Raw genomic sequence first — 26,608 nt, 5'->3', positions numbered from 1 at the left:
GTGAGGTCCATCATGTTCGACAGCCCTCTCACGTCATTGCGCAAGATCGTCACCATATGCACGGTGGCGTCGCTCGCGGCGTGCACCACGTTGCCGCACTACAGCGCGCCCTCGGTCGAGGTGCCGGCGCACTACGCGACGCAATCGGCCGGTTCGGGCTGGGCGGTCGCGGCGCCCGCCGATGCCAACCCGCGCGGCCCCTGGTGGACGCTGTTCGGCGATAGCGAACTCGACCAGCTCGAAGCGCGCGTCGACGTGTCGAACCAGACCGTTCGCCAGGCCGTCGCCAACCTCGAAGCCGCGCGTGCGATGATCGACTACCAGCGCGCGGGCTACGCGCCCACCGTCACGGCTGGCGTTTCGGCGCAGCGTTACCGCACCTCGCAGAATCTCGTCGACCATGCGCTCGCGGGCAAGACGGTGCCCGACTATTCGACCGGCGTGACGGCAAGCTGGGAGCCGGACCTGTTCGGCCGCGTGAAGGACGCCACCGTCGAGGCGCACGCCAACGCGCAGGCCAGCGCGGCCGATCTCGAGTCGGTGCGCCTTTCGGTCGCGACCCAGCTTGCCACGGACTACTTCGATTTGCGCACGCTGGATCGCCAGAAGAGACTGCTCGACGACACCGTGACGGCCTACGCCGCCGCACTACGCATCGTGCAACAGCAGCTCGCCGACGGCGCAATCGACGCCTCCGCCGTTGCCCAGGCGCAAACGCAGCTCGAAAGCGCGCGCACGGCGGACAGCGACCTCGACGTGCAACGCGCGCAGCGCCAGCACGCGATCGCGACGCTGATCGGCGTGCCCGCCTCGTCGTTCGCGCTGCCGGCGCAAGTCGAGCCAGTCGCCGCGCCGCAGATTCCGGCGGGCATGCCCTCGGCGCTGCTCGAACGGCGACCCGACATTGCCGCAGCCGAGCGGCGCGTGGCGGCCGCCAATGCGAGAATCGGCGAGGCGCGTGCCGCCTTCTATCCGGACCTCACGCTGTCCGCTTCGGCCGGGTTCGAAAGCACGTTCTTCGCGCCGTGGCTCACGGCGCCGAGCCTGTTCTGGTCGCTCGGCTCACAACTCGCGGGCACCCTGTTCGACGGCGGCCGTCGTGACGCCACGCTCAAGGGCGCGAACGCGCAATACGACGCGGCGGTGGCCGGCTACCGGCAAACCGTGCTGACGGCGTTCCAGCAGGTCGAAGACAACCTGAGCGCGCTGAGCACGCTAGCCGACGAAGCCGAAAGCCAGCAACGCGCCACGGCCGCCGCGCAACTCTCGCTAAAGCTCACGACCAATCGCTACCAGGCAGGCGCGGTGGATTATCTCGACGTGGTCACGGCCCAAAGCATCGCGCTGTCGAACGAGCGCAACGAAGAGCAGATCGCGGGGCGGCGCCTCGATGCGAGTGTGCTTCTGCTCGAGGCGCTCGGTGGCGGATGGGATCGCGCGTCTTTGGCCGACCTCAGTGCAACGCCTAAGGCCGCGCGAACGTCAGGATGAAGCGCGTGCCTGCCGCATCGCTTTCGGCGCGTGCCGAGCCGCCATGCAGGCCCATGATGGTGCGCACGATCGCGAGCCCGAGTCCGGCCGACGCGCCCCCGCGCGGTTCGTTGTGGCGCGAAGCGTCGGCGCGATAGAAGCGGTCGAAGATGCGCTCCAATAGCGCAGCGTCGATCGGTGCACCTGGATTCGTCACGGTGACTTCGACCGCTGCCGGCGTCTCGCCAACGCTCATCGTGATCTCGCCGCCGCGCGGCGTGTAGCGCAGCGCATTGGCGAGCAGGTTGCCGACGGCACGCCTGAATAGCTCCTTGTCCGCGCGCAGACGCCCCCGGCCTTCGACGCGAATATGAACGCTCGCGTCGTCCGCTAGACCTTCGAAATAGTCGGCGATTTGTGCGAGTGCCTGCTCGGCGTCGAACTCGGCGAGCGTCGTCATGAACTGCGGGTGTTCCGCGCGCGCAAGAAAGATCACGCTCTCGATCATGCGGGAAAGCCGGTCGCACTCTTCCAGATTCGATTCGAGCAGCGCCTCGTATTCGGCCGTGCTGCGCGCGCGGGTCAGCGCGACTTCGGTCGCGCCGCGCAGGTTGCCGAGCGGCGTGCGCATATCATGCGCGAGATCGGCCGTGTATTGCGACATGCGCTCGAAGCCGCCGTGCAAACGGTCGAGCATCGCGTTCAGCGATTTCGTCAGCGCTTGCAACTCGCTTGGCGCATGCTCGATTTCGATCGGCGTATCGAGCCGGTCGACCGTGACCGTGGCAGCCCGCGCCGCCATTTCGCGCAGCGGGCGCAGCGACTCGCGCACGAGCAGCCAGCTCATCACGAACGCGAGCAGCATGCCGGCGAAGCCGAACGCGTAAAGCCGCTCGCGATAGTGGTCGAGCAGCCGCCAGCGGTCGGTCATGTCGCGTGCGATGACGATCGTAACGGGCGTCCCGTCGGTGAGCGCCGCGTCCGTGGCGAGTCCGCGCACCGGCACGCCGCGCGCGTTGCGCCACTCCACCACGTCGCCTTCGGTGATGCGTTGCGTGGAGCCGAGGCGTCGCGCGAGCGCGGCCTGTGGAAACCCCGCATCGGCGATGCCCTGCGTGTTGTGCTCGACCAGCTGCATGCCGGCGGCGTCGAGTATCTCCATGGAAAGCGGGGAATTGCCGAGCACCTGGCTCGTCAGTCGCTCGGCGTGAGTGCGCACGTCCTGCACGCTGTGCAGCTCCTGCGCGAGGCGGCGCGTATGCCGCGAGATCAGGACGATGTCGAGATCGTCCTGCGCCTTCACTTCGCGGCCGAGCGTGAAATAAAGCGTGCTGCCGACCAGCGCGAACACCGCGAGCGTGGTGCCGGCGAAACTCAGCGCAAGGGTGGCGGTGAGCGAACGCACGGCCATCAGGCGGGCTCTCTGATTTCGGCCACGTAGCCCACGCCGCGCACCGTGTGGATCAGCTTGACGGGAAATTCGTCGTCTACTTTGGCGCGCAGCCGGCGAATCGCGACTTCCACGACGTTCGTGTCGCTATCGAAGTTCATGTCCCACACGTACGAGGCGATCTGCGTGCGCGTGAGCACTTCGCCGTGGCGGCGCACGAGCAGTTGCAGCAGCGAGAATTCCTTCGGCGTGAGCTCGATGCGCGTGGCGCCGCGCTTCACGCGCCGGCGCGTGACGTCCACTTCGAGATCGCCGAGCGTCAGCACGTCGCTCTCGCGCGGCGGGCCGCGCCTCGCGAGCGTGCGCACCCGCGCGAGCAGTTCGACGAACGCGAACGGCTTGACGAGGTAGTCGTCGCCGCCGAGCTCCAGGCCCTTCACGCGATCGGTCACGTCGTCGCGCGCGGTGAGGAACAGCACGGGCGTGGTGTGGGTGGCGCGCAGTGTCTTGAGCACCGTCCAGCCGTCCATGGAAGGCAGCATCACGTCGAGCACGATCACGTCGTACGCCGCTTCCTTCGCGAGGATCAGGCCTTCCGCGCCGTCCGCCGCGACGTCGACCGCGTAGCCGGATTCCTCGAAGCCCTTCTTCAGGTAGCTGCCCGTCTTCGGTTCGTCTTCGATCACAAGAATGCGCATCGCCGTTCAACTTTTAGTGGGTCCGGTTCGATTGTATGCGCCCGTGGCTTATTCGACTGTGACCACGATCTTGCCGACTTGCTCATTCGATTCAAGGAAGCGCGTCGCCTCCTGAATATCGTCGAATCTGAAAGTCCGCGAGATAAGCGGAACGAGCGCACCGGATGCCAGGCCTTCACTGATGAACTTCTTCGCGCGTGCGAGGAGAGCGTCGTCGCTCGTGACCTCGATGTAGAGATAGCCCTTGAAGGTCAGGCATTTGCCGAGCAACGCGAACTGCGGGAACGTTCCTTCCTCGGTACTCAGGGCGCCGTACTCCAGCAGGATGCCGCCAAACGACATGCACTCCGCAAGTTGCGCGATGGCAGGACCACCGATCGGATCGAAGACGACGCGTGCTCCTTTGCCATCCGTGATCGCCTTCACGCGGGCGGCCAGGTCCTCTTCCGACGTCGCGATCACATGGTGAGCCCCTGCATCGAGAAGCGGTCGAGCCTTGGCACTCGACCTTGTGGTGGCGATCACGGTGGCACCCACGCTTCGCGCGACCTGGATGGCGGCAATGCCGACGCTGCTCGAGGCTGCGGAGACGATGACGAAATCGTCAGCACTGAGCTTCGCCTGGGCAATCAGCGCGCCCCACGCGGTAACGTATTGCATCCAGGCGGCAGCGGCCTGTTCGAAGCTCACATTGCCCGGATGTTTGACCACGTATCTGGCGGGAATGTTGATCACTTCGCCGTAGGTGGGCCAGCGCGACATATCCAGGGTCGGGATGACGCTAACCGCATCGTTGACAGAAAAGCCGGTGACCTCTGCGCCCAATGCCTTGACGAAGCCGGCAGCTTCGTAGCCGAGTTGAGAGGGAAACACCGCTTCCTGCAGGTAACGGCCCGACCGGAACATGACTTCGGCGCGGTTCAGCCCAATGGCTTTGACGTTGATCTGGATTTCGTCCGAAGCGGGCGGCCGCACCTCGACGTCTTCGATACGCAGCACATTCGCATCGCCATATTCATGAAACCGGACAACACGGGTCATACAGTCCTCCTCGATGGGGGCTCGGCGGCAGCGCCGAGCGATGGCACCATTGTTTGTGAACCCGGTCCGCGAGGCAATACTGCAATCTTTTACAAGTACCCGCGTGTCGAAGCGGTCCACCTGCCTCTCACCCGGAACGAGCCGCACTTTCACGGTCCTGCAGTAGTCGCCATTGGACCTTTCCACTGCCGGTTCGGGGCAGCGCGGCGACGAATTCAACGAGCGTGGGCACCTTGTACGACGCCATATGCTCGTGCGCCCATTCGATGATCTGCGTTGCCGAAACGTCGGCGCCCGCGCGTGCGACCACGAAGGCCTTCACGGCCTGACCGCTGCGCGCGTCGGGTGTCGCGACGACACAGGCTTCCTGAATCGCAGGGTGCCCGAACAACAACGTCTCCACTTCTGCGGGCGATACCTTATAACCGGACACGTTGATCATTCGCTTTAGCCGGTCGACGAAAAAGAAGTAACCGTCTTCGTCGATATAGCCGAGATCACCGGTGCGCAGATAGCGGATTCCGTCGACTTCGACGAAAGCGTCGCGCGTTGCATCGGGGCGTCCCCAGTAACCTTTGAACAATTGCGGGCCGCTGATCAGGATCTCACCGGTGACCTGCGGACCAAGTACTTCGAGCGTGATGGGATCGACCACGATTGATTCAGTGTCCTGTATCGGTATGCCAAGGCATTGCAGCTTGCAGCGCCGCGGCGGATTGATGTGAGTCGCCGAAATGGTCTCGGACAACCCGTAGCCCTCCATATAAGGGACGCCCAAGCGGGCTTCGATGCGCTGTGCCAATGCCTTCGGCATCGCGGCGCCACCGCCCGCCAGGCGCGCGATGGAACTCAAGTCGAAACGTTCGAGATCCGGCAAGCTCATGAAATCGACCATCATCGTCGATATCGCAATCCAGAAGCCGACGCGATAGCGCTCGATCAGCAGAGCGGCACACCGGCTGTCCCATCGCGTCATCACGACCATCGTCGAACCGAGCGCGATCGCCGCATTCATGCACTGCTGCATGCCAGTGACATGAAACATCGGCATCGCGCACAAGATGACGGTGTCAGACGACAAATCACACCACTGCAAGGATGCCGCGACGACATGCGTCGCGCTGCGGTTGGTGTGCATGCATCCTTTCGGCAGCGCGGTGGTGCCCGACGTGTAGGGAATCACCGTGAGGTCCTCGCCCGATGCGACGTACGGTGAGGGCTGCTCGGCAGCCGCCAGTGCGGCTCGCCAGCGCACGGCTCGCGGCGCACGAGCGGCCGAGAATTCGGGGAGGACATCGAGTTCGGCGACGGCCCCTGTCAATACGGCCGGCAACGGCAGGTCGGTACGATCGCCAAGATAGTCGGCATAGCGCGCGACGATCGCATGGCTGACCGCCTCGCCGAGAAGGGGGCGGGCATTCTCGTAGAGTTCCTCGCCCAACAGCAGGACCCGGGCACCGCAGTCTTCGATGAGGTGACGCAGTTCGGCAGTCGTGTTCATCGGGTTCACCGGCACGATCACCGCATTGGCGCGCAGAATTGCGTAGTAGCCGATCACGTATTGCACGCTGTTCTGCATATACAGGGCCACGCGATCGCCGTGCGCGATGCCGCATTGAACCTGCAGAAAGCCGGCCAGCGCCTCGGCCTCCTTCCGCAATTGCGCGTAGCTCAATGCTCCGCCGTAGTAGTGAATTGCCGTCTTCTCCGGATATCGGCTGGCCGACGTCTCCAGGTTCTCGTATAGCGAAGGCAGTGGTGACGCAAGATGATGCGCGAGGCCATCAGGCCAGAATGGAGAATATTTCACGCTTTCCTCCGTTGACGAGCGCGATCGCCTGATCCTTGCGGATAAGCTTTCCGCTGACTACGTTATAGATCATCTTACGAGTTACCAGACGCCCCGGCTTTGCATGAAGGCCGCGTACTTCGGTTTTCCTGAGGCGCATAAGCGTGATGCAAGACACAGGCAAACATGATGCAGTCGTGGTGTTCGGCGCCTTCGATCGCCACAACCTGGGCGACCTCCTGTTCCCGCACGTCGCGGCGAAGCTGCTTGCATGCGACGACGTAATCTTCGCCGGGCTCGCGGAGCGTGACATGCGCGTCCATGGCGGCCACGCTGTAGAGGCGCTCGCGCAACTGGCCGCGAGCCGCGGCAACGACCGCGTGCATATCGTGCATCCAGGCGGCGAGATCCTGACTTGCAGCGACTGGGAAGCGGCGGTGATGCTGCTCGAGCAGGAGCAGGCACAAGCGATCGTCGCGCGACTGGACAAACACAGCGGCGAACGGCGCACGTGGGCACGTTCGCTAACGGGTCTCGACACGCTTACCCCCTACATGGCCTCGCGCGCGATGTTTCCCTGTGCATCGAGCGTCACTTATCAAGCAGTCGGCGGCGTCGATCTGGAGCGGCTCAGGCCCGACATGCGCGCCGAGGTCCTTTCGAAGCTCGCGCAAGCCGACGACGTCAGCGTGCGCGACATCCACACCCAGCATGCGCTCGCCGCAGCTGGCATTCACGCGCGGCTGGTTCCCGATCCGGCGGTGATGGTGGCCGATCTATTCGGCGCGAACATTCGCGGGTGCAAGCAGCGAAGCGGCGTGGCGGATTTGCAGAGGGCGTTTCCCGACGGATATATCGCCGTGCAGTTCAGTGCGGATTTCGGCGACGATCGAACGCTCGGTGTGCTTGCGAGCGAACTCGATCGCGTCTCGAACGAACGCGGGCTTGGCATCGTTTTTTTCCGCGCGGGTGCCGCGCCCTGGCATGACGATCTGGCGTGCTATGAGCGGATAGCGGCACGGATGAATGCCACGCGTACGCATCTGTTCCGCTCGCTGGACATATGGGACATCTGCGCACTGATCGCCTATGCCGAGGGCTATGCGGGCAGTAGTCTGCATGGACGGATCGTTGCGATGGCGTTCGGCTTGCCGCGGCTGAATATCGTTCATCCGGCGCGCGTGAACGAGACGACGAAACAGTCCGCGTTTGCCGCGACGTGGGAGCCGGCATGCGTGCCGGGCAGCGTGAGCATCGAGGCGCTTTCCGAAGCCATGCTGCAGGCCCTGACGGTCGACCGTGCGTTGCTGCAGCGCACGGCCACGCGCCTCGCCGCCCGCTATCGGGAAGGATTCGCGCAACCCCCGCAGACGTAAGCGCTCTGCACCCCGTTCTATCCCTTGTTGAACAGACTTGATACCCGCGAGAGCGTTTTCGCTGCCAGAACCAGCAGCGCGCCGGAGACGCTGTAGTCGACGTGATGCATCACGTCGGCCAGATAAAAAATGGATAACGCGATGATCGGGTGGTACATCGCACGGCTTATCAGGCGTTTCATCGGTATCTCACGCAATGGTATTTGCGCGAATCGGTAAGTCACTGTGCGTGAACCGACTCGCGCAAGCTGGGTGATGCGCCAGGTTTCCAGAATCCCGAGGAAGGCTTGATTGCGACGTACGGATGACGCTGATCCGTGATGTTCCCTCCTGTGATGAACTCTGCGCGGGGCACGCCCTCGCCGTCCTGCCCGTGCGTCGTTCTTTCTTGACCGATCGTCCGCTTCTGATCGAGGCATCGCGTTGCCGGTGCCGGCCGGCGAGAAAGCTGAGGCCGTAAGGAAACTGTCATCGAACCGGATTGCGGGTATAACATGTAGCCCTTGGCCATCACGACGAATGACCGGCTGCCAGGTTTATCGCCCGGGAAATCGCATTTCACGCGAGCTATCCATGGATGCAGTCTCCGATGTACTGCGCGCTGTTCGTCTGAGCGGCGCCGTGTTTCTGAACGGGACACTCACCGCGCCGTGGGCCATGATCGGTCGCACCGATGCTTCGCTCTGCTCCGCTTACTTGCCGCCGTCCGAGCGCATCGTTTCTTATCATCTGATCATAGAGGGGAGTTGCTGGGCGCAACTCGCTGACGATCCCGGTTCGGCTATTCACGTCCATGCCGGCGAACTGATCGTCGTGCCTCAGGGTGAAACGCACATCATTGGCAGCGCGATCGATCTTTCCCCGGTGCCGTCGGAGTCGCTACTGGCCGGACAGATGACGGCAGCACCCGGCGAAGTGATGACGCTTTCCTACGGCGGAGGGGGCGCCGTGACGCGCATCGTGTGCGGCTTTCTGGCCTCCGACGATACGTTGAGCAATCCGCTGCTCTCATCGCTACCGCGACTCTTCAAGATCGATATGCGCGAGGACCCGCGTGCGGCATGGCTCGAGTCGTCTCTCAAACTGGCTGCCGCCGAAGCGGCCGACGCGCGCGCGGGAGGCACGATCGTGCTTGCCAGGCTATCGGAACTGCTATTCGTCGAAGCGATTCGTAGCTGTATTGAAGCGTTACCTGAGAACCAGACCGGCTGGCTCGCCGGCGTGCGCGATCGCTATGTTGGCCGCGCGCTTTCGTTGCTTCACGCGCAAGCGGCACATCCGTGGACCGTCGATGAACTGGCTCGCAAAGTGGGTTTGTCGCGTTCCGCGCTGGCGCAACGCTTTACGGATCTGCTGGGGCAACCGCCCATGCAATACCTCGCCAGATGGCGCATGCAGATTGCGGCGCACGAACTTCTCATCGGCAGCAAGTCGCTCATCGCTGTGGCGGAGCAGATTGGCTATGAATCGGAAGCGGCATTCAGTCGAGCGTTCAGGCGCGAATTCGGCATGCCTCCTGCCGGCTGGCGCAAGAGCAAAGGAAAGACGAACGGCGTGACGGCGTCAGCGGAGCACGCGCAACATACGGGCAGCGTTACGGCCCATCCCGATCAGTGATCTTCACCGCGTGACGCAGTGCTAGCTCGACAACATCCTCTGAATGGATGCGTGTAATCGACGAGCCGAAACGGCGTTTCAGTCATATCGCCTGGCGATTCGATCATAGAAGTTCAAGACTCCCAATCGTAAATTGAGCGTGCCGGAATGCCAGATCGTTCGATTGGCACTGCCCGGTGAATCGACGTTCAACGCTAGACCGCACGGCGGTCCATATTGGGAGAAGTTCTATGAACGCAGTATTGCGGCTGCCCGATCGCGATCGTTACGCCCGATGCATTCGCGCTTCGAAGATGATCAGTTGGGACATCGAGCGTGATGTGATTGCAGGCCGTACCTTCGACATGTCCCAGAAGTATTTGCCGGACGGCCTCTCCCTGGTGCCGGACTTCATCATGCTCTCGGAGAGCGAGAAACGGTTCGTCAGCCAGATTCAGGGGCGCACGTACGCGAACGTATTCGGACTGGTCGAGCGGTTCATCAACGCCAAGGTGCTGGAAGTGAGCCGCGACTACTGGCTCGGCGACCAGGTGGCGCTCGAAGCGCTCGTACGCTTCAGCGACGAAGAGCTCAAACACCAGGCGCTGTTTCGCCGTATCGAAGGAATGATCGGCGAAACGCTGCCTCCAGGTTATCGATTCGACATCGATCCCGACGCGATTGCCGCCGTGGTCCTCGGCAAGAGCACGTGGGCGGTGCTGGCCATGACGTTATATATCGAACTTTTCACGCAGATTCACTACCGCCAGAGCATTCATCCGGACGATCAGCTTTCCGAACTGTTCAAGAACGTGTTTCTGTACCACTGGAGGGAAGAGAGTCAACACGCCATCCTCGATGAACTCGAATGGAAACGGCACGACGCCTTGCTGACGGATACGGCGCGCGATAGCGCCGTCGACGAGTTCATCGAACTGGTGAGCGCGCTGGACGGCATCTTGCGCATGCAGGCGGCAGCGGACTCGCGGTATTTCATCGCGAACTGCGGGCGCGCCGTCGGCGAGGCTGACGCTATGTCGATCGAAGCAAATTTCCATCATGCTTATCGGTGGCAGTACATTCATTCCGGCATGCATCACCCCCACTTCGCCGAAGTACTCAATGGGCTCATCTCTGAACCGCAGATGATGCGTATCCGGGCTGCACTCGCCACGTTGCATTGAGCGTTACCGCGCATTGAACGCGTACATGATGGTGGGCTGCGTCGCGCGATGCGCGGTTCGCGGGATCACGCTGCAATCCCTCGAGATTGAAATCGACGCTCGTAGTCGAGTGATGGCAGCACACGAAGCGCGCGACGATCACTCGGATCGTCTTCGTCGCGCCTTTTCAAAAGAAAACGATGCAGCAACCCTGACCCGCTATCTCTACAGCACTTCCAGCGCGAGCGCGATGCCCTGCCCGCCACCAATGCACAGCGTAACGATGCCGCGCTTCAAGCCGTCACGGCGCATCGAGTGGACGAGACGCGTGGTCAGAACCGCGCCCGTTGCGCCGATCGGATGGCCGTGCGCGATCGCCCCGCCTTCCACATTGATGATGTCGTGTGCGAGGCCGAGCTGCTTCGCAACCGCGAGCGGCACGGCGGCGAATGCCTCGTTGATCTCGACACGCTCGACATCCGTGAGTTTCCAGCCGGCTCGCTCCAACGCGATCTGCACGGCCGGCACGGGGCCGAGGCCGAACATGCCTGGCTCGACGGCCGCGATGCCGAACGCCGCAAGGCGCGCGATGGGTTCGATATCGTTGGCCTCCGCGTAGCCTCGCTCGGCAACGATCATCGCCGCTGCGCCGCTGTTCAGACCGGGCGCATTGCCCGCTGTAATCGTGCCGTCGGGACGGAACGCGGGGCGCAGCCTGGCCAGCGTTTCCACTGTGGTTTCCGGGCGAGGCTGCTCGTCGCGCGCAAACTGCACGGTGCCCTTGCGTCCTTCGATCGCGACGGCAACCAGTTCGGCATCGAAGACACCACGTTCCTGTGCGGCGGCGAACCGCTGCTGCGAACGCGCGGCCCACTCATCCTGAGCGCGGCGCGTCAGGTCGGTGTTCGTCACGAGATCTTCCGTATGCCAGCCCGAATGCTCGCCCGAGAACGCATCGACAAGACCGTCGCGCAGCATGCTGTCGTGAACTTGCGCATTACCCATGCGGCTGCCCCAGCGTGCGGTGTCCAGCAGATACGGCGCCCGCTCCATGCTTTCCATGCCCCCCGCGACCGCCACGTCACCGTAACCGAGCGCGATTTCCTGCGCCGCCGAAACGATTGCCTGCGCGCCCGAGCCGCAAACGCGGTTCACGGTCAATGCCGGGACCGACACCGGTACGCCGCCGCCAATGGATGCCTGGCGCGCCGGGTTCATCTTGTTCCCGGCCTGGACGACGTTGCCCATCACCACCGAAGACAGCGCTTTCGGATCGAGTGCGGCGCGGCGCAACGTTTCTCGCACGACGAGCGCACCAAGCGCCGTCGCGGGCACGTCCTTCAACGATCCACCGAAAGCGCCAATTGGCGTGCGAACGGGATGGGCAATTATCACTTCGCGTGCATTCATCGCTATTCCTTGGGTTTGAGTTGCATCTATGCTCGATTTCTTTAAGTGCGTATGCACATGTATGAAGAAAGTCGACCTGTCGCGCTTCTCTGCGAGATACAAGACAGCTTAATTGTGCATATGCACCAAGTCAAACCACCCAAAGGCGTAGATTTGAAATTCAGTGTTGTTGAAAGCGTCAATATTCGACATCTGTATGCACTCCCGTCCGCTCTGCGAAGTACTTACACCCCCTCCTCCCGTAGTTGCCGATCGACCACCTCCAGGTCGTTCAGATACGTCGAATTGGCACGCACGAGCCACACTCGAGCGCGCTCCAGTGTGCGACGTGCCGCCGGCAAATCCTCTTTCATCATGTAGATATACGTGAGCTGCAATGCGGTCTGTCCCAACTGTTCAGGCTCCGTGTCGAACAGACTGAGCGCTTCCTCGATGCGTCGGCTGACCGCATCGACGGCTGCGTCGCTATACACTTCCACTTCTTCATATTCGCGCAGCAGCACGCCGCCATATGCAGCAAGCGCATTCAGCTTGACCGTCGTCACGGGGCACTCATCCGCGAATTTCAACAATGCGTCAGGATCGGCGCCTTGATCGACCCGCATCCGTTCGGCGATACAACGCGCGTACCACGCCATGCCGCTGTGTCCCGCCGCCTCGTAGAGCGCCCGCGATTGCTCATAGTGCATTTGCGCTGCTTGCGGATCGGTCTTCGCCAACCGGTTGCCCATTTCACCGTGCAAGGTCGCCTGATCAATTGAATTGGTGGCCTCATTCAGCGCGGCCGTGAGCGTACGGGTCGCGGCGTCCTGAGATTGCTGCCGCGCCAGCTCGATAGCCTGCATCGCCGCCGCGCCGACCCGTGCATCATCCCGCTTTGGCGCGGCTCGTATCTCTTCGAGCAGTTGCCGATACCTTCCTATCCGTTCGAGCATTTCGCCGCGCGCGGAGTGTTCCACGGCCGTGAGCGCTTCGACCGCGTCCGGAAGCATGCGCTCCGCCTCGGCAAGCCGGTCGGTCTTCAATGCTGCGTCGATCAGGCAAACGCGGGCTTTTGCCACTTCCCACATGCGCATACCTGGCCCCGCAAGTGCCAGCAAGCGCTTGCCTGATTGATACGCGTCCTCTGGACGATTCCCGCGCAGCAGGTATTCCATCAGATTGGACAGCGTCTTGATTTGCCCCGCGACGTCGCCGCCGGCCTCCCTCAAGTCGTGCGCCCGTTGCGCGGCGCGTGCTGCTTCGTCCCACTGAGCTTCGCGCGCGTGAATCTCCGCCAGATTGTTCCAGCAACGCGATTCGCCGATCTTGTCGTTCGCACGGGCGTAGATCTCGCGCGCGGCTTTGTTGAGGCGCAATGCGTCGTCGCGTCGTCCGTCCTCATAAGCGGCCATTGCGCGAGTGGCCATTCGCGGCGCAGTTTCCTCTGTATCGTCATCCTGTTCGTGCTGTTTCAGCAAATCGTTCCACGAAGAACGCTCGACCGATGCGCTGCGCAAACGCGTGTCGCGCGTGCGCTCGCCACGTCTCATCGACTCGATCAGCGCAATGAGCCTTTCCCGCGCGTTCGGCAGGCTCGATTTATCAGTCAGCTCGATATGCGCGGTCAGAAGTTCAATCGCTTCGTCGTTGCGTTGCAACTGACAAAGCAGACGCGCCTGATTCACCGTCGACGTCATATAGTTATCCCAGTCACCGAGACGGCGTTGCGCCTGCCGCGAGCTCTCGAACAGCGCGATCGCCCGATTTGCTTCGGCATCGTCATGCCCGAGCACGCGAGCGAAATTCGAGCGCAGCATATGAGCGCCGGTGCTATCACCCTCGCCCCGCTGTTCGAGGTCCGCAATGGTGCGCTCATAGGCTTGCGCGGCCTCGGCGATACGCCCTTGATACTCGAGTGCAATGCCCAGAAAGTTGGCGCCCCCGATTTCGTAGTGCGTATTCTTGCTTCGCGACGCTCGCTCGCGCAATGCCTGCGCGAGATCGGTGAGACGCTCGATCGAGCCTCGCTGGTGAAAGAGTCTGCACAACGCGTCCAATGCCTGTAGAACGAGCACGACATTCCCGGTGTACTCGGCCCCCGCAAGCACGTAGCGCATGCGTGCCTCGCCCGGCTGATCGGGGCGCGGCTGAATCAGAAACCATGGCTCGAAGTCTTCGGTGACACCCGCAATCGCTTTGCACCCGGAGCGGATCGACGCGAGCGACTCGCCTTCTCGCTTCGTAAGATCGTTGCCATCCAGCGATTCAGGAAAGCTCGCGTCAATCTGCAGGAGTAAGGACGCTCGGAGCGAGGCTTTATTTCCAAGCAGCCTCAGCATTTCTCGGCCAGTGGCAAGCCTCGTTTCGAAGTCGAGCCACGGTTCATCGATCAGTTGCTTAAGTACTTCGAACGTGCGATCAAGCTCGCCGCGACGCGCGGACAATTCCGCGCTAAGCATCGCGTGCCGCCAGACCAATGACTTGCGCACCGTGTACACGAGAATCTGCCTGGCTTCGTCGAGCCGCATCTGCGCGAGGTCGAGTTCGGACACGCGCATCAACGCGCCCGCCTCCAACAACAGCGTTTCCAGCACCGTAAGGCTTGCGCCCACCGGTTGCGCATGACGACGGGCTGCGCGCAGATGCGCGAGTTTGTCATCCAGCGAATTCGAGGCCAGTTTCGCATGACGCATCTCGATCAGCGCAAGCAGTTCGGCATCGTTGAGTTCCGAAGCTCGTTCACGCGCAAGCTCGAGCATCCGCAATGCCTCGCGCCGATGCTCCTCGTCGTCCGATTCACTGTGCCATGCATTCGCGAGATTGATGAAAACGCTCGCCGTATTGCGCAGATATTCAGTGCGGGCTTCCGGCGACAAGCGATTGACTTTGACCAAAGGCTCGATCAATGCCTGATGGAAGCCGAGTTCCCTTTCGCCCCACGCGCGGCAACCGGCAAAGTCCAGACGCTCCAGGCACGCGACCGACAATTGACGCATCGCGGCGCCCACACTGACGTGAAAGTACCCGGTGGCAGCCTCGCGATCGAAGGCCTCCACCAGCAATGCTTCGAAACGCGCCGCGTCATCCCGATACATCATCTCGTGCATCAGCCGCAAACAGAGCGCCGCGCAGGCCCACGGGCCGACGGTCATGCCGCATGTCCATGCCTCGATCTCCTCACGAAGGGATGACGCGTTGCCTGCGCCTGGATCACGCTCCGGCACGACCAGCAGCGTCTCATCGACACCGAGCATCCGGAAAACGTCAGGCAGATTCGCTTCCAGAAAATGACTGGGGTCCGACGTGATCTGCGCGCCAACATCCGGCGGCCGACTCCCCTTGCGGTAGAGCCAGGTGAAGCCCAAACCACTGGCCAGACTATGCCGTAGCGGCAGATAGTCGAGATCGAAATCCAGGTCCGCACCGGAAAAGCCGATCAGCAGCACATGACATTCACTAAAGAGCTGCTCCAATACGCTGCGACGGGCCGCCGACAGTCCGCTCGCCTTCTGGCTGACCGTATCGACCAGCGTCTGCGTGTCGGTCACCGAACCGTGGATCTTGTGAAGCCGCGCGGACGCACGGCTTCTCGCGCTGAACACACCATAGTCTTCGCTGCGCACCAGCACTTCCAGCGCTTCTCCGGCTTCGCGAAACGCGCGCTCGGTGAGCGAGTCGAAGTTCAGCGTGACAATGTCCTTGATGCGCCCGGTGCCGGCGAGCCACGCGAGCGCTCGATGGTTTGCGTTCGGCTTCGCACTCTCCAGCACCTTCAGCAGCGGGAAATAAGCACCGCCCGCAAAAGTTCGCACGACGAGATCCGAGAATGCGACAACGGGTATGCCCTTTTCGAGCGAAAGCTTATCCAGCAGGTTTCGTTCGTCTTCCGGCAACAGACTGTGAACCTGTTGCTTCATCGACTCGAGCAGCGTCTGATTGAAGCCCCACCAGCTCGGCAAGTTCGATGGTTGCAGCATCGAGATCCCCGCTCCTGCCACAACGACGACCTTGCCTGCATGCAACGCATCGAGCAGTGCCCGAGGCGCAGGATTGGCCTCATTAGCAGCGTCAGACGGTGTATTCACGCTAATTCTCCTCGGGTCGATTGCGGCATCCCAACGCAATTCGCGTCGATGCGCTATACCGGCGTTGCGTTCGTGAACAAGCGATCAAACCAGGTCTTGTAGGTTCTGAACAGGCTATCGGCGTTGCCGGTGTCGAGCAGTTCTAGTGCGGGCGTGTCCGACGTGTTGATCGACTGGAGATAGTGCACGACGTGCATGCGTCCGTCGAAGCGGCGCACGGACGCGTCCAGCACGGATGCGTCATCGACTGTCGCAATCGAAAGACGATGCCCCGTCGGCAGGCCCGTGCGCAACTTCTGGAATTTCTGCAGCGCGTGTTTCATGTTCGCCTGCATTGCCCCCAGGTTCTGCGACGACACTGCGTAACGCAGCGCAGCGGACGTTGCCGGCAGCAGCAACACGCGCACGGCAACGCCGTTGGTCGCCTTGAGGGCGAGTGCATCCATCGCGGCGTCCGAATCGACGATGTCGAGCAGTTGATAGCCCGTCAGGTCAATTTCCTTTTGCGACGCCTCGATCAACGCTTTCCAGCTTTTGTTTGGAGACGCCTGGACATTCGTGTGAACCCGGACGATACCGGTCTTATACGAATCCGAAATCAGATCGTTGATCTGGCTGAGCTTGTGGATTTCGGTCGACAGCGGATCTCCACCCACCTTGCTCCATAAGAAATCGACAAGAGAAACCGTGAGCACCGCGACGCCGATCGCCAGCAGAATATCCTTCGACTCGTGCGCGAGCTTCTCGCCATGCGTCAACGTGCCGTTGGCCGATTCGCTGATGAATGCGTAGTCGACGACGCTCGCGGCAAGCAGAAATGCAACGCCCGCAAGGAGAAATACCCATCGATAGCCGTTTCTCATGGTTGCTTTCCTTGGTGAGTTGTTGCCGCTCGAGCACGAAGCTCCCGAAAAAGTGCACGCATTCGGCGCCGCGCCTCGACTACGTTTTGCGAACTGGACGCGCGCCACGGTACATCAGAGTACATCACGGCGAGCGAAGCACGACGGATGCTAGCGACCATTCGCCCGCCAATGGTCGCGCCAGCTCGGCATCATCGCGACATTGCAGGTTCAAGCTGACGGAACATTTGTTCCGGCTCACGCTGTTAAAGTGGACTGTCTCGGTAGCATCGAGGGAGATGCAATCAATGGACACAAACACCCCAGCCTCAACAGGCAAAGCCACACATACCGTTTCCTTCAGCCAGGACGGCGAAAGCTTCCTGCTCGACGGCGAGCCTTTTCAGATCCGCAGCGGGGAGATGCATCCCGCCCGCATCCCCGCCGACTACTGGCAGCATCGCATCCTGATGGCCAAGGCGATGGGGATGAACTGCATCGCCCTCTACGTCATGTGGAACTACCACGAGACGAGTCCAGGCACTTTCGATTTCCGCACAGGGAACCGCGACATCGAAGCGTTCATTCGGCTGTGTCAGCAGGAGGGGATGTGGGTGTTGCTGCGGCCGGGCCCCTATATTTGCGGCGAATGGGACCTGGGCGGCATTCCGTGGTATCTGTTGAGTGACCCGGACATCCAGCTCAGGACCGACTCCGCTCACGATCCTCGCTACATGTCGGCGGTGGCTCGTTACATCAGGGAACTGAGTCCGTGCATCGAACCGCTGTTGGTGAATCGCGGCGGACCGATCCTGATGATTCAGATCGAAAATGAATTCGGCTCGTACGCCGCCAACCCGGCTTACCTCGAAGAGATACGGCAGCTCTGGCTTCAGGAAGGAATACAAGGGCCCTTCTATACCGAAGATGGCATCAGGCAGCTTGAACAGAATCGCACGAACGTCAGCGGCGGCGCGATCGCGTTGAGTAATGGCGACGCAGAGCAGATCGCAGCGGTCCGGCAGCAATTTCCGGCCGTCCCGGCGATGGCCGGTGAAGTGTATCCAGGGTGGCTCACCCATTGGGGCGACGAGACTTTCAATGGTACGGCCGCGGATATTTCCGCCACGCTCGACGCGTTCATGCAACGGAAGCTGTCATTCAACCTCTATGTCATTCACGGCGGCACCAGCTTCGGCTTCTATGCCGGCGCCAATGTCGATGCTGATTCAGGCGAATATCAACCCGACATTACCAGCTACGATTACGCGGCACCCATCAGCGAGCAAGGCGTGGCGACCTCGAAGTACATGAAGTACCGCGGCGTCATCGGCCGCTATCTTTCGACACCGCTGCCCGAGATACCCCAACCCGTTCCCACGATCAGCCGCAAAGGAAGCCGCGCCTTGATGCCGGAACTTTACGCGTCCGTTTGGGACAACCTGCCTGCCGCGCTCCCGGCCGCACAAACCGTCGACCCACAGCCGTTCGAGATGTACGGCCAGGCGTTTGGTTTCGCGCTGTATCGCAAGACGCTGCAAGGCTACCGAGGTGGTGTGCTGGATATCAAGGAGGTTCACGATTACGCAACCGTTTTCATCGGCGAGCAATACGTGGGCGGTGTATCGAGAGCCTGGATGCCCGAGCATCACGCGCAGCCGCTGAATGTCATGCACCACGCGCCGCTCGTGCTGCCGCCTGTGTCGTCGTCGCAGGAGCGCGAAGTATCAATGGAAATCCTCGTCGAAGGCATGGGGCGCGTCAACTACGGCCACGCGATGCTCGACCGGAAAGGCCTTCTCGAACCGGTCACGCTCACGGAGGCGGGAGATTCGAGCGACACGCTCACTGGATGGGAAGTCTTCCTGTTGCCGATGGATGCCGCGTTTATCGCTAACCTGCGCGCCGTCTGCGCGAACCCTCGTAAAGCAGGACTATTCTTCAAGGCGACTCTGTCGCTGGATACACTCGGCGATACCTATCTCGACATGCATCGCTGGACCAAAGGTGTGGTCTGGGTCAACGGGAACAATCTGGGTCGCTACTGGAATATCGGTCCACAAAAGCGGCTGTATTGTCCTGCTCCGTGGCTGAGACTGGGTGACAACGAGATCATCATCTTCGATCTGCATCAGATGGAAGCGAAACCGGTAGAACTGGCGCGCACGCTATCGTAAAGACGGCACCGCAAGCCATTACCCTTCGCCACCGGCCGGGACCAGCTCCAAAGTGAGCACTTCGAAAGGCGCGAGTGGGATGGTTTGCGGCCGGTCCGCGTCGAGCACCGGTGGAACACGCGAGCCATTGTCGTGCCATAAGCTGCGCGTCTGAAATCGTCCCGCCGCGCCGTCTGGCAACTCCAGTTGCCGCTGCAAATCGAGCGCGAAGCGCTTCGGTTGGCTGTCGGGATTGCGCAGCGTGATGATCGCCTTGACCGGCGACCATGCCGCCCAGCCGTACACTTCGAGCTCATCCGGCGCACCGCCAATCCAATGGCTGTCGCGCAGCACGTCGGCGTTTGCCCGGGCCCATCGGGCGGATGCGGCGAGAACGTCCCAGTCGCCGTCGCCCAGCAGCGACGGCGTGATGTACAGCTCCTGCAGGTGCGCGCCGCTGCCGAAGTACGAATGCACTTCATGTGCGAAGTCTTCGCCTTGGGCGTTGTTCAACCGATCATTGAACTGCGCGCAAATGATGCCGTGGAGCATCAGCGAGTTGAGCGGAAACAGCGGACTCCTGACGACGACATTGCGGTAAGTCTGTGCGTCGCGATAGGTGATCCAGCGTTCGCGATTGCTGCCTACGCCGGCCAGGTCGTCATCCTTGCCGCCGCGCCAGATCGAATCGGCATAGCGTAACCAGAACGGCGATGGATAGGTGCCGACCGTCAGGTTGATGAAGGTGTCGGGCCTGGCCTCGCGGATGTCCTCGATCAACTGAATCGCCGCGTCCCAGTCGCTGCTGAAACAACTGCCCGGGACCACCCGGTCGGCACTGCCGGTGCCATCGAACTTGAAATGATTGATGCCGTGCTGTGTCAGCAGTGCCATCACGGCCTCATGGAAGCGTCGGTAGTATTTCGGCCCTGACAGCGCGAAGCAACCATCGATGATTTCGTATCCCGCGGTGTGGCCTCGCCTCACCCGTTCCTGCCGCGTCGAGCCATAGCCGCCCCACGGCGACAGCCACACGCCGGGCGACGCCCCGTAGCGGGCGGCGGCGTCGCGCAACGGCACGAATCCATGCGGGAAGTCCTTGCCGAAATGCCAACTGCCGCTGTAGTCGTCCCAGCCGTCATCGAACAGGAAGGAGTCGAGTTGTACGCCGCGCTTGTCGTGCAACTCGCGGCCGACATCGTCGATGCGTTCGAGCGCTTGCTGCTGCGTGTAAGGCGTGAGGTAACCGATGTCGTACCAGCAGTTGTAATGCAGGAACGGGCGGTACGGATGGGCTCGCTCGCGTTCGAGATAGGCCGCGAAATCGCGGCGTAGCTGGCCGTCGCGCGCCACGCCAGCCACCCCCTGGAAGACACCGGTCTTGCCCTTTTCCAGCGGCAGCACCCGCGACAGGGTGAAGCTGACGGTGTCCCCGTGCACCTGGCTTTCCGATAATGGATGCTCGAATCCGAGGTAGACGTTGCCCGCGACCACAGGTGTTCCCTTGAACTCGCCGGCGGTTTGCGCACCGCGCACCTGCGTCTCCAACAGCGAAACGGTGGCAAGGTGCTCGTCCTTGCTGATCGCGGTGATCGCCACCTGCAGGCGCAAGTACTGCGATCCTTCGCGTTGCTCCACGCTCCACTCCACCCGCAGGCAACCCGGTTCGTCACCGAGGATGGCACGCACGCGTCTGCCCGCGATCCGTTCGGCCAGTCGGGACGCCTTTGGATTTGGCGTCAGCGCGTCTTCGCGCAGTGGCGCAAGCAGCTTCAGGTCGGCAAGGCCTAGTGTGCGGCCGTCGGCCAGCGATAGCGCAAACGGCGCGGTGACCCGCAGCGTACGCCTATGCATGCCGTCGGTCAGCGCGAAATCGGCAAGGCGCTGGTGTATGACGGTCCAGTTCAGGGTGATCGCCGCGTTACCGAAAGAATGCCGGTCACCATTCGTCTGGAACACGGGTATGCCCGGATGCGTTGATGCAGTTTCTTCGGAGTGCATCGATCAAGCCTCGGGATAGGGAGGGTGCCTGATCGATAGCGTACTTCGGGTGGATTCAGCAAGTGCATGAATTTTGCGGTTTGCAAGGCTTGCATGTTCCTCACGCGAACAACGTGCCAGGCACACGGAATACCATCGTATCTGGCGGGTTAACTCCAATGAGACACGTGCCCATCGCAATAGGAGAATCATCGTGCGCACTACCATTCCTCGTACCGCGCGAAAGACCCTGACCGTGGTCATCGCCCTTGCGATCGCAGCTCTTTGTGATCCGCCTGCATTTGCTGCCGGTTTGCAGACCGCAGCTTCTGACGAAGCGCCCTTTCTGGCGGAGAACGACAGCGCCATGACAAGGATGATGGACGGCATGTCCGTGAAGCCGACAGGTGACGTCGATCGTGATTTCGTCGCAATGATGGTGCCTCACCATCAAGGCGCCATCGACATGGCACAGGCCGAGCTGCGCTATGGACACAACGAGCAATTACGCCGCATCGCGCAAGAGATCGTCGTCGAGCAGCAGCAGGAAATCATCGCCATGCGCGTCGCGCTCGGGCAACCCTTGCCGCCATCGGCACCGGCGCCAGACCAGCAAGAGCCGGCTTCTACGCCGGCCGCCCACGCCCACCCGACGTCCCACCGCGGCATGCAAATGAATGTGCCGAACAATCCGCCAGAGGAGCAGTGATGAAAACCACGTCGAATGTCGCTATCGCATTGTCGGTGGCCGCGCTGGCCGCGGCGCAGCTCGCCTGGGCAGGGCAGGCCCCCGGATCGCTCGCCGATCCAGACATTCCGGTAAGCCACCATGATCGGGTTTACGCTGCCGAGCAGTTTTCGAACACGGTGTCGGTGATCGACCCGGCCGACAACAAGCTAGTCGGCCTGATTCGCCTCGGCGACCCGTCTCCGGGCAATTTCAGTCCGTTGTACAAAGGCCAGTTGCTCGTGCACGGCATGGGTTATTCGCCGGACCATCGCACGATAGCGGTCGTCTCCATCGGATCCAACTCGGTTTCGTTCATCGATACGCAGACGAACGCCGTCAAGCATGTGACCTACGTTGGCCGCTCGCCTCACGAGGCCTTCTTTACGCCGGACGGAAAGGAAGTCTGGGTGACCGTGCGCGGCGAAAACTACGTCGCGGTACTCGACGGGACGACGTTCGAAGAAAGAACCCGCATCACTGTCCCAGCTGGCCCTGGCATGCAGATCTTCTCACCGGACGGTAAGTATGGTTACGTCTGCTCATCCTTCAATCCGGAGACTGAGGTCGTTTCCGTGGCTGACCACAAGATCGTCGGCGCGCTCAGGCAGACCAGCCCGTTCTGTCCGGACATCGCCGCGACCCCGGACGGCAAGCAGGTCTGGTTCACGCTCAAGGACGTGGGTAAGGTCCAGGTGTTCGATGCGAGGCCGCCATTCGCGCTGATCAGGACACTCGATACGGGCCCGATTACCAACCACGTCAACATCGTGCATAACGCCAACGGCATGTTCGCGTACGTGACGGTCGGCGGCCTCAATGTTGTCAAGGTGTTCCGAACGGACGACTTCTCGCAGGTCGCGACAGTTCCGGTCGGTGACCTGCCGCATGGGCTCTGGCCTTCGGGCGATGGTAGCCGTATCTATGTCGGTCTCGAGAACGCCGATGCGATGACTGCGATCGATACCTTGACCAACAAGGTCATCGCAACCATACCGATCGGGCAGGCGCCGCAAGCGGTCACCTATGTGCCGAACGCGGTGCCGGAGGGTGATGGCTCGCAAAACCTGCAGCCGCTCGGCCTGGCTGGTCAGAGTGCCCACATTGCGCTGGTGCCGGTGGGATCGAGCAAACCGGCCGACGTCGCCATTGCGCCTACGACCGTCGCGTTGTTCGATCAGGGTCTCGTGCAGGTCCTCCAGGCCGCCGTCACCGGCTTGCAACCGAAGCAACCCTACGTGCTGGGCCTTGCCGACAATTCCGACGGCACTGGCAACGTGCAAGTTCTCGCCAACTTCATGACCAATCCGGCGGGTTCCGCGATCGTCAACGCGCTCGGCCAGATTCGTCAGCTGGTCACGCCTGGCATGAGCGTCTCCGGTGACAGACGGCGCTACCTCGTGATCGCCCCGCAGGCGTCAGGCAAACCAGGGACTCCGGTGCAGGTGCAGTCGCTATAAACGGGTCTACCGTCGGATGGAAGGAACGTAGGCGTCGGTTGGCGGCAAGAAGCATATGAAGAAAGTCAGGCACGAAATTTGTCGGATGACATCTTGCCCCCGCGATCGCTAGAGAGTGCGCCTCGACCAACCCGAGCGCCCGACCGCAACGAGGCCAAACGACGCCTATCATCAAGATACCGCCCGGCGACGGACGCGTGACCGGATGGGCGGAGGCTCACGCACTGATTGCGTTCAATGGTCGAATCCCGGATCGGGAGGTCACATGGCACCGCTACGCGCAAACGATCTGCTCCGCTCGCAGGAGGGATCCCGTCTGCATGGTCCGGACCTGGATTGCTGGCGCCGCTGGGGGCCCTATCTGAGCGACCGCCAGTGGGGCACGGTTCGCGAGGACTACAGCGAGTACGGAACCGCATGGGACTATTTCCCCCACGATCACGCGCGCAGCCGCATGTACCGCTGGGGCGAGGACGGCATCGCCGGATTCGGCAACGACCCGCTCGACTGGTGCGTGTCGCTCGCGCTGTGGAATGGGCGCGACCCCATCCTGAAGGAGCGGCTGTTCGGCTTGACCAATGAGCAAGGCAATCACGGCGAGGACGTGAAGGAGCTTTACTTCTATGTCGATGGTACGCCGACGCATTCGTACATGAAGATGCTGTACAAATACCCGCACGATGCGTACCCCTATCAGGATCTGATCGATGAAAACGGCCGGCGCGGAGCCGATCAGCCGGAATACGAAATCCTCGATACGGGCGTGTTCGACAACGACCGCTATTTCGACGTCTGGGTGGAGTACGCCAAGCACACACCCGATGACGTAGTAATGCGCGTGAGCATCGAAAATCGCGCGGATCAGCACGCGACGTTGCATGCGTTGCCGCTCTTCTGGGCGCGCAACCGCTGGGCGTGGTCGAGCAAGTCCGGCAAGCCGTCGCTCACGCTCGAGCCGGACTCAGCCGAAGGCGCGCGTGTGATCGCGCACAATCCCGCGCTGGGCACGATGATCGTTACAGCCTCGGCGCCGCAGCCAGTCGAATGGCTTTTCTGCGAAAACGAGACCAATGTGCGCCGCATTTTCGGCATCGCCGGCAATGGACCGTTCAAGGATGGCTTCAACGATTACCTCGTCGACGGCAACGAACAGGCGATACGCCGCGACATGGGTACCCGCGCCGCCGCGCACGTGGCCCTGTCGTTCGCGCCGCACGAGCGCGCGGTGCTGTATCTGCGCTGGCGTCCGGCGCCACTGCCGGGTGTCCCGCGCGAGGACGCTCCGCTTGACTTCGAAGCGCTGTTCGCGCGCCGGATCGCCGAGGCCGATGAGTTCTACGCCGCGCTGCAGCATGACATCACCGACGCCGATGCGCGGCTCGTGCAGCGCCAGGCGCTCGCCGGCATGCTGTGGACGAAGCAGTACTACCAGTTCGACGTGACGCGCTGGCACGACGGCGACCCCGGCCAGCCGAAGCCGCCGAAAGGACGCCGGCACGGCCGCAACGCGGACTGGAGGCATATGTGCAACGGCGACATCGTATCGATGCCCGACAAGTGGGAGTATCCGTGGTACGCGTCGTGGGATCTCGCGTTTCATGCCGCCGCGTTTGCGATGATGGATCCCGACTTCGCGAAGAAGCAGTTGCTGCTGCTCGTGAAGGAGCGGTACATGCATCCGAACGGGCAATTACCCGCCTACGAATGGGCATTCGGCGACGCGAATCCGCCCGTTCACGCATGGGCGACCTGGCGCGTGTACGAACTCGACCGCGAAGTGACAGGCGTCGGCGACCACGCGTTTCTCGAAGTGATGTTCCACAAGTTGCTGCTCAACTTCTCGTGGTGGGTCAACCGCAAGGACGCAGAAGACCGCAACATCTTCCAGGGCGGCTTTCTCGGGCTCGACAACGTCGGGATCTTCGACCGCTCTTCCCCGCTGCCGACGGGCGGCCGCATCGACCAGGCCGATGGCACCGCCTGGATGGCCTCGTATGCGCTCGACCTGATGCAGATCGGACTCGAACTCGCGATGAAGAACGACGCGTACGTCGAAATCGCAGTGAAGTTCTTCGAGCACTTCCTGTATATCGCGGAAGCCGTCAGTTGCAGCGAGGGTTGCAGAACCGGGCTATGGGACGGCCACGACGAATTCTTCTATGACGTACTGCATCTTCCGGACGGAACCCGAGTGCCGATGCGTGTTCGCTCGATCGTCGGCCTGATTCCGCTGTTCGCCGTGCATGTGCTCGAAGAACGGATATACGGGCACCTGCCAGGCCTGCGAGAGCGGCTCGCATGGTTTCTCGATCACCGGCCGAATCTGGCCAAACTCGTGTCACGCTGGACGGAACCCGGCAAGGGCAACACCACGCTGCTCTCGCTGTTGCGCGGATACCGGATGACGGCGCTGCTGCGCCGCGCGCTCGACGAAGACGAATTTCTGTCCGATCACGGCGTGCGCGCGCTGTCGCGAGTGCATTGCGATACACCGTACGTTTTCGATCATGATGGCGTGCATGTCTGCATCGAGTATCAGCCGGCCGAATCGGATTCGCGCGTATTCGGCGGCAATTCGAACTGGCGCGGGCCGGTGTGGATGCCCGTGAACTATCTACTGATCGAATCGCTGTATGAATTCCATCGCTACTACGGCGACGAGTTCCGCATCGAATACCCGACAGGTTCGGGCGACCGTTGCTCGCTCAGCGAGATCGCCGACGGTCTCGCGCGCCGAGTCACTACCCTCTTCCTCAAGGACGAGCACGGCAGACGGCCGGTGATGGCGGCTTATCCGCAGTTGCAGGCCGACCCGCGCTCGTCGGATCTCGTGCTTTTCCACGAGTACTTTCACGGCGACGACGGACGTGGTGTCGGCGCTTCGCATCAAACGGGCTGGAGTGGTCTTGTCGCGCTACTGCTTCAGCCGCGATTGATGAAGCTAGCCCATGTGGCGTCCGATTCCGCTGGCGAAAACGAGCGTACGGCTGCGCCAGTAGCCGAATACGCGCTGCCGTCGATGGCGCGATAGACCACATTCGCTGGCGGCTCGTACGTATTACAGAAAATGTGACAACCCTCCAGCACGCTTTGTTGGCGTCTCATCAGCATTACTTATGCGGGTATTGATCGCTATGCGGCTTGTATGCAATCGCGGCGCCCGTCGTATCGCTCAGGTTTCTAAACGAGCGCGTGTTAGCCAATATACCGATATGTGGGAAATCGCATATTGATGCGGGAAGCGTCCAGAATCGTCACCAATAGACCACCTGGTGTCACTGACACGATATTCCCCACTTTCGTCCAGACAAAATCCCCGTCGCTTCCACGGTTGGTTTTGCTGCGCATTGGGTTTGCACTTTGCGAATTCCGATCTCAGGCATTGAATATACGTGGCGAATGTGCGCAAGACCTTATAACGACTCGGAGTCATCAAGTATCGT

The 26,608-nt window shown here is 61.8% G+C and carries 17 protein-coding genes; 8 read left to right on the top strand and 9 right to left on the bottom strand.

Features of this window, described 5'->3' with window-relative positions; translation table 11 throughout:
* Window positions 1-12 precede the first annotated feature (12 nt).
* Window positions 13-1,491, top strand: a complete 1,479-nt coding sequence (locus CI15_RS28060; protein WP_062134545.1) for an efflux transporter outer membrane subunit — start codon at window positions 13-15, stop codon at window positions 1,489-1,491.
* Here the strand turns inward: CI15_RS28060 and CI15_RS28055 are convergent.
* The 4 genes from CI15_RS28055 to CI15_RS28040 form a co-directional block, all read right to left on the bottom strand.
* The gene (locus CI15_RS28055) at window positions 1,466-2,881 is read right to left on the bottom strand and encodes a heavy metal sensor histidine kinase (RefSeq protein WP_062134542.1); all 1,416 of its coding nucleotides are present in this window, start codon (window positions 2,879-2,881) and stop codon (window positions 1,466-1,468) included. The genes CI15_RS28060 and CI15_RS28055 overlap by 26 nt on opposite strands.
* Window positions 2,881-3,558, bottom strand: coding sequence for a heavy metal response regulator transcription factor (locus CI15_RS28050; RefSeq protein ID WP_062134539.1), 678 nt, complete (start codon window positions 3,556-3,558; stop codon window positions 2,881-2,883). Before CI15_RS28050 ends, CI15_RS28055 begins: the two co-directional genes overlap by 1 nt.
* A gap of 48 nt (window positions 3,559-3,606) precedes the next feature.
* Window positions 3,607-4,599, bottom strand: coding sequence for a zinc-dependent alcohol dehydrogenase family protein (locus CI15_RS28045; protein WP_062134537.1), 993 nt, complete (start codon window positions 4,597-4,599; stop codon window positions 3,607-3,609).
* A 127-nt stretch (window positions 4,600-4,726) separates the two neighbouring features.
* Window positions 4,727-6,409 carry a long-chain-fatty-acid--CoA ligase gene (locus CI15_RS28040; protein ID WP_153041216.1) on the bottom strand — a complete coding sequence of 561 codons (1,683 nt, stop codon included), beginning with the start codon at window positions 6,407-6,409 and terminating at the stop codon, window positions 4,727-4,729.
* 146 nt (window positions 6,410-6,555) lie between these two features.
* Here CI15_RS28040 and CI15_RS28035 point away from each other — a divergent pair, with 146 nt between their 5' ends.
* Window positions 6,556-7,764 (top strand): polysaccharide pyruvyl transferase family protein, encoded by a 1,209-nt coding sequence (locus CI15_RS28035; RefSeq protein ID WP_062134529.1) that lies wholly within the window; start codon window positions 6,556-6,558, stop codon window positions 7,762-7,764.
* A 17-nt stretch (window positions 7,765-7,781) separates the two neighbouring features.
* Here CI15_RS28035 and CI15_RS37410 read toward each other — a convergent pair whose 3' ends face one another.
* A complete protein-coding gene (locus CI15_RS37410) occupies window positions 7,782-7,946 on the bottom strand; it encodes a hypothetical protein (RefSeq protein ID WP_162842065.1) in 165 nt (54 codons plus the stop codon).
* A gap of 391 nt (window positions 7,947-8,337) precedes the next feature.
* Between CI15_RS37410 and CI15_RS28030 the strand changes: the two genes are divergently transcribed.
* The gene (locus CI15_RS28030; protein WP_062134527.1) at window positions 8,338-9,381 is read left to right on the top strand and encodes an AraC family transcriptional regulator; all 1,044 of its coding nucleotides are present in this window, start codon (window positions 8,338-8,340) and stop codon (window positions 9,379-9,381) included.
* Window positions 9,382-9,611: 230 nt separating this feature from the next.
* Complete coding sequence (locus tag CI15_RS28025; RefSeq protein WP_062134523.1) at window positions 9,612-10,544, top strand: hypothetical protein; 933 nt, start codon at window positions 9,612-9,614, stop codon at window positions 10,542-10,544.
* Window positions 10,545-10,748: 204 nt separating this feature from the next.
* On the opposite strand, the gene CI15_RS28020 is transcribed toward CI15_RS28025, so the two are convergent.
* The 3 genes from CI15_RS28020 to CI15_RS28010 form a co-directional block, all read right to left on the bottom strand.
* Window positions 10,749-11,933: a thiolase family protein gene (locus tag CI15_RS28020; protein ID WP_062134520.1), complete on the bottom strand. Its 1,185-nt coding sequence runs from the start codon at window positions 11,931-11,933 to the stop codon at window positions 10,749-10,751.
* A 224-nt stretch (window positions 11,934-12,157) separates the two neighbouring features.
* Complete coding sequence (locus tag CI15_RS28015) at window positions 12,158-16,000, bottom strand: SIR2 family protein (protein WP_153041215.1); 3,843 nt, start codon at window positions 15,998-16,000, stop codon at window positions 12,158-12,160.
* A gap of 53 nt (window positions 16,001-16,053) precedes the next feature.
* Window positions 16,054-16,863 (bottom strand): phospholipase D-like domain-containing protein, encoded by an 810-nt coding sequence (locus CI15_RS28010; RefSeq protein WP_062134514.1) that lies wholly within the window; start codon window positions 16,861-16,863, stop codon window positions 16,054-16,056.
* Window positions 16,864-17,150: 287 nt separating this feature from the next.
* Here CI15_RS28010 and CI15_RS28005 point away from each other — a divergent pair, with 287 nt between their 5' ends.
* Window positions 17,151-19,019 carry a beta-galactosidase gene (locus tag CI15_RS28005; protein WP_174543272.1) on the top strand — a complete coding sequence of 623 codons (1,869 nt, stop codon included), beginning with the start codon at window positions 17,151-17,153 and terminating at the stop codon, window positions 19,017-19,019.
* Window positions 19,020-19,037: 18 nt separating this feature from the next.
* Here CI15_RS28005 and CI15_RS28000 read toward each other — a convergent pair whose 3' ends face one another.
* A complete protein-coding gene (locus CI15_RS28000; RefSeq protein WP_062134508.1) occupies window positions 19,038-20,999 on the bottom strand; it encodes an alpha-galactosidase in 1,962 nt (653 codons plus the stop codon).
* 193 nt (window positions 21,000-21,192) lie between these two features.
* Here CI15_RS28000 and CI15_RS27995 point away from each other — a divergent pair, with 193 nt between their 5' ends.
* The 3 genes from CI15_RS27995 to CI15_RS27985 all read left to right on the top strand — a co-directional run bounded on the left by CI15_RS27995 (window position 21,193) and on the right by CI15_RS27985 (window position 26,196).
* On the top strand, window positions 21,193-21,687 hold the full coding sequence (locus CI15_RS27995) for a DUF305 domain-containing protein (protein ID WP_062134505.1): 495 nt from the start codon (window positions 21,193-21,195) through the stop codon (window positions 21,685-21,687).
* The gene (locus CI15_RS27990; RefSeq protein WP_062134502.1) at window positions 21,687-23,165 is read left to right on the top strand and encodes a YncE family protein; all 1,479 of its coding nucleotides are present in this window, start codon (window positions 21,687-21,689) and stop codon (window positions 23,163-23,165) included. Before CI15_RS27995 ends, CI15_RS27990 begins: the two co-directional genes overlap by 1 nt.
* Window positions 23,166-23,430: 265 nt before the next feature.
* Window positions 23,431-26,196, top strand: a complete 2,766-nt coding sequence (locus CI15_RS27985; RefSeq protein WP_062134499.1) for an MGH1-like glycoside hydrolase domain-containing protein — start codon at window positions 23,431-23,433, stop codon at window positions 26,194-26,196.
* Window positions 26,197-26,608: the final 412 nt, after the last annotated feature.

It is taken from the genome of Paraburkholderia monticola (genome assembly GCF_001580545.1).
Taxonomy (GTDB): domain Bacteria; phylum Pseudomonadota; class Gammaproteobacteria; order Burkholderiales; family Burkholderiaceae; genus Paraburkholderia; species Paraburkholderia monticola.
This window is presented reverse-complemented; position numbering and strand designations above follow the sequence as displayed.

Excerpts from the sequence above, each read along its gene's own strand:
- CI15_RS28060 (WP_062134545.1), top strand. The coding sequence starts at position 13 with ATGTTCGACAGCCCTCTCACGTCATTGCGCAAGATCGTCACCATATGC.
- CI15_RS28055 (WP_062134542.1), bottom strand. The coding sequence starts at position 2,881 with ATGGCCGTGCGTTCGCTCACCGCCACCCTTGCGCTGAGTTTCGCCGGC.
- CI15_RS28050 (WP_062134539.1), bottom strand. The coding sequence starts at position 3,558 with ATGCGCATTCTTGTGATCGAAGACGAACCGAAGACGGGCAGCTACCTG.
- CI15_RS28045 (WP_062134537.1), bottom strand. The coding sequence starts at position 4,599 with ATGACCCGTGTTGTCCGGTTTCATGAATATGGCGATGCGAATGTGCTG.
- CI15_RS28035 (WP_062134529.1), top strand. The coding sequence starts at position 6,556 with ATGCAAGACACAGGCAAACATGATGCAGTCGTGGTGTTCGGCGCCTTC.
- CI15_RS37410 (WP_162842065.1), bottom strand. The coding sequence starts at position 7,946 with ATGAAACGCCTGATAAGCCGTGCGATGTACCACCCGATCATCGCGTTA.
- CI15_RS28030 (WP_062134527.1), top strand. The coding sequence starts at position 8,338 with ATGGATGCAGTCTCCGATGTACTGCGCGCTGTTCGTCTGAGCGGCGCC.
- CI15_RS28025 (WP_062134523.1), top strand. The coding sequence starts at position 9,612 with ATGAACGCAGTATTGCGGCTGCCCGATCGCGATCGTTACGCCCGATGC.
- CI15_RS28020 (WP_062134520.1), bottom strand. The coding sequence starts at position 11,933 with ATGAATGCACGCGAAGTGATAATTGCCCATCCCGTTCGCACGCCAATT.
- CI15_RS28010 (WP_062134514.1), bottom strand. The coding sequence starts at position 16,863 with ATGAGAAACGGCTATCGATGGGTATTTCTCCTTGCGGGCGTTGCATTT.
- CI15_RS28005 (WP_174543272.1), top strand. The coding sequence starts at position 17,151 with ATGGACACAAACACCCCAGCCTCAACAGGCAAAGCCACACATACCGTT.
- CI15_RS28000 (WP_062134508.1), bottom strand. The coding sequence starts at position 20,999 with ATGCACTCCGAAGAAACTGCATCAACGCATCCGGGCATACCCGTGTTC.
- CI15_RS27990 (WP_062134502.1), top strand. The coding sequence starts at position 21,687 with ATGAAAACCACGTCGAATGTCGCTATCGCATTGTCGGTGGCCGCGCTG.
- CI15_RS27985 (WP_062134499.1), top strand. The coding sequence starts at position 23,431 with ATGGCACCGCTACGCGCAAACGATCTGCTCCGCTCGCAGGAGGGATCC.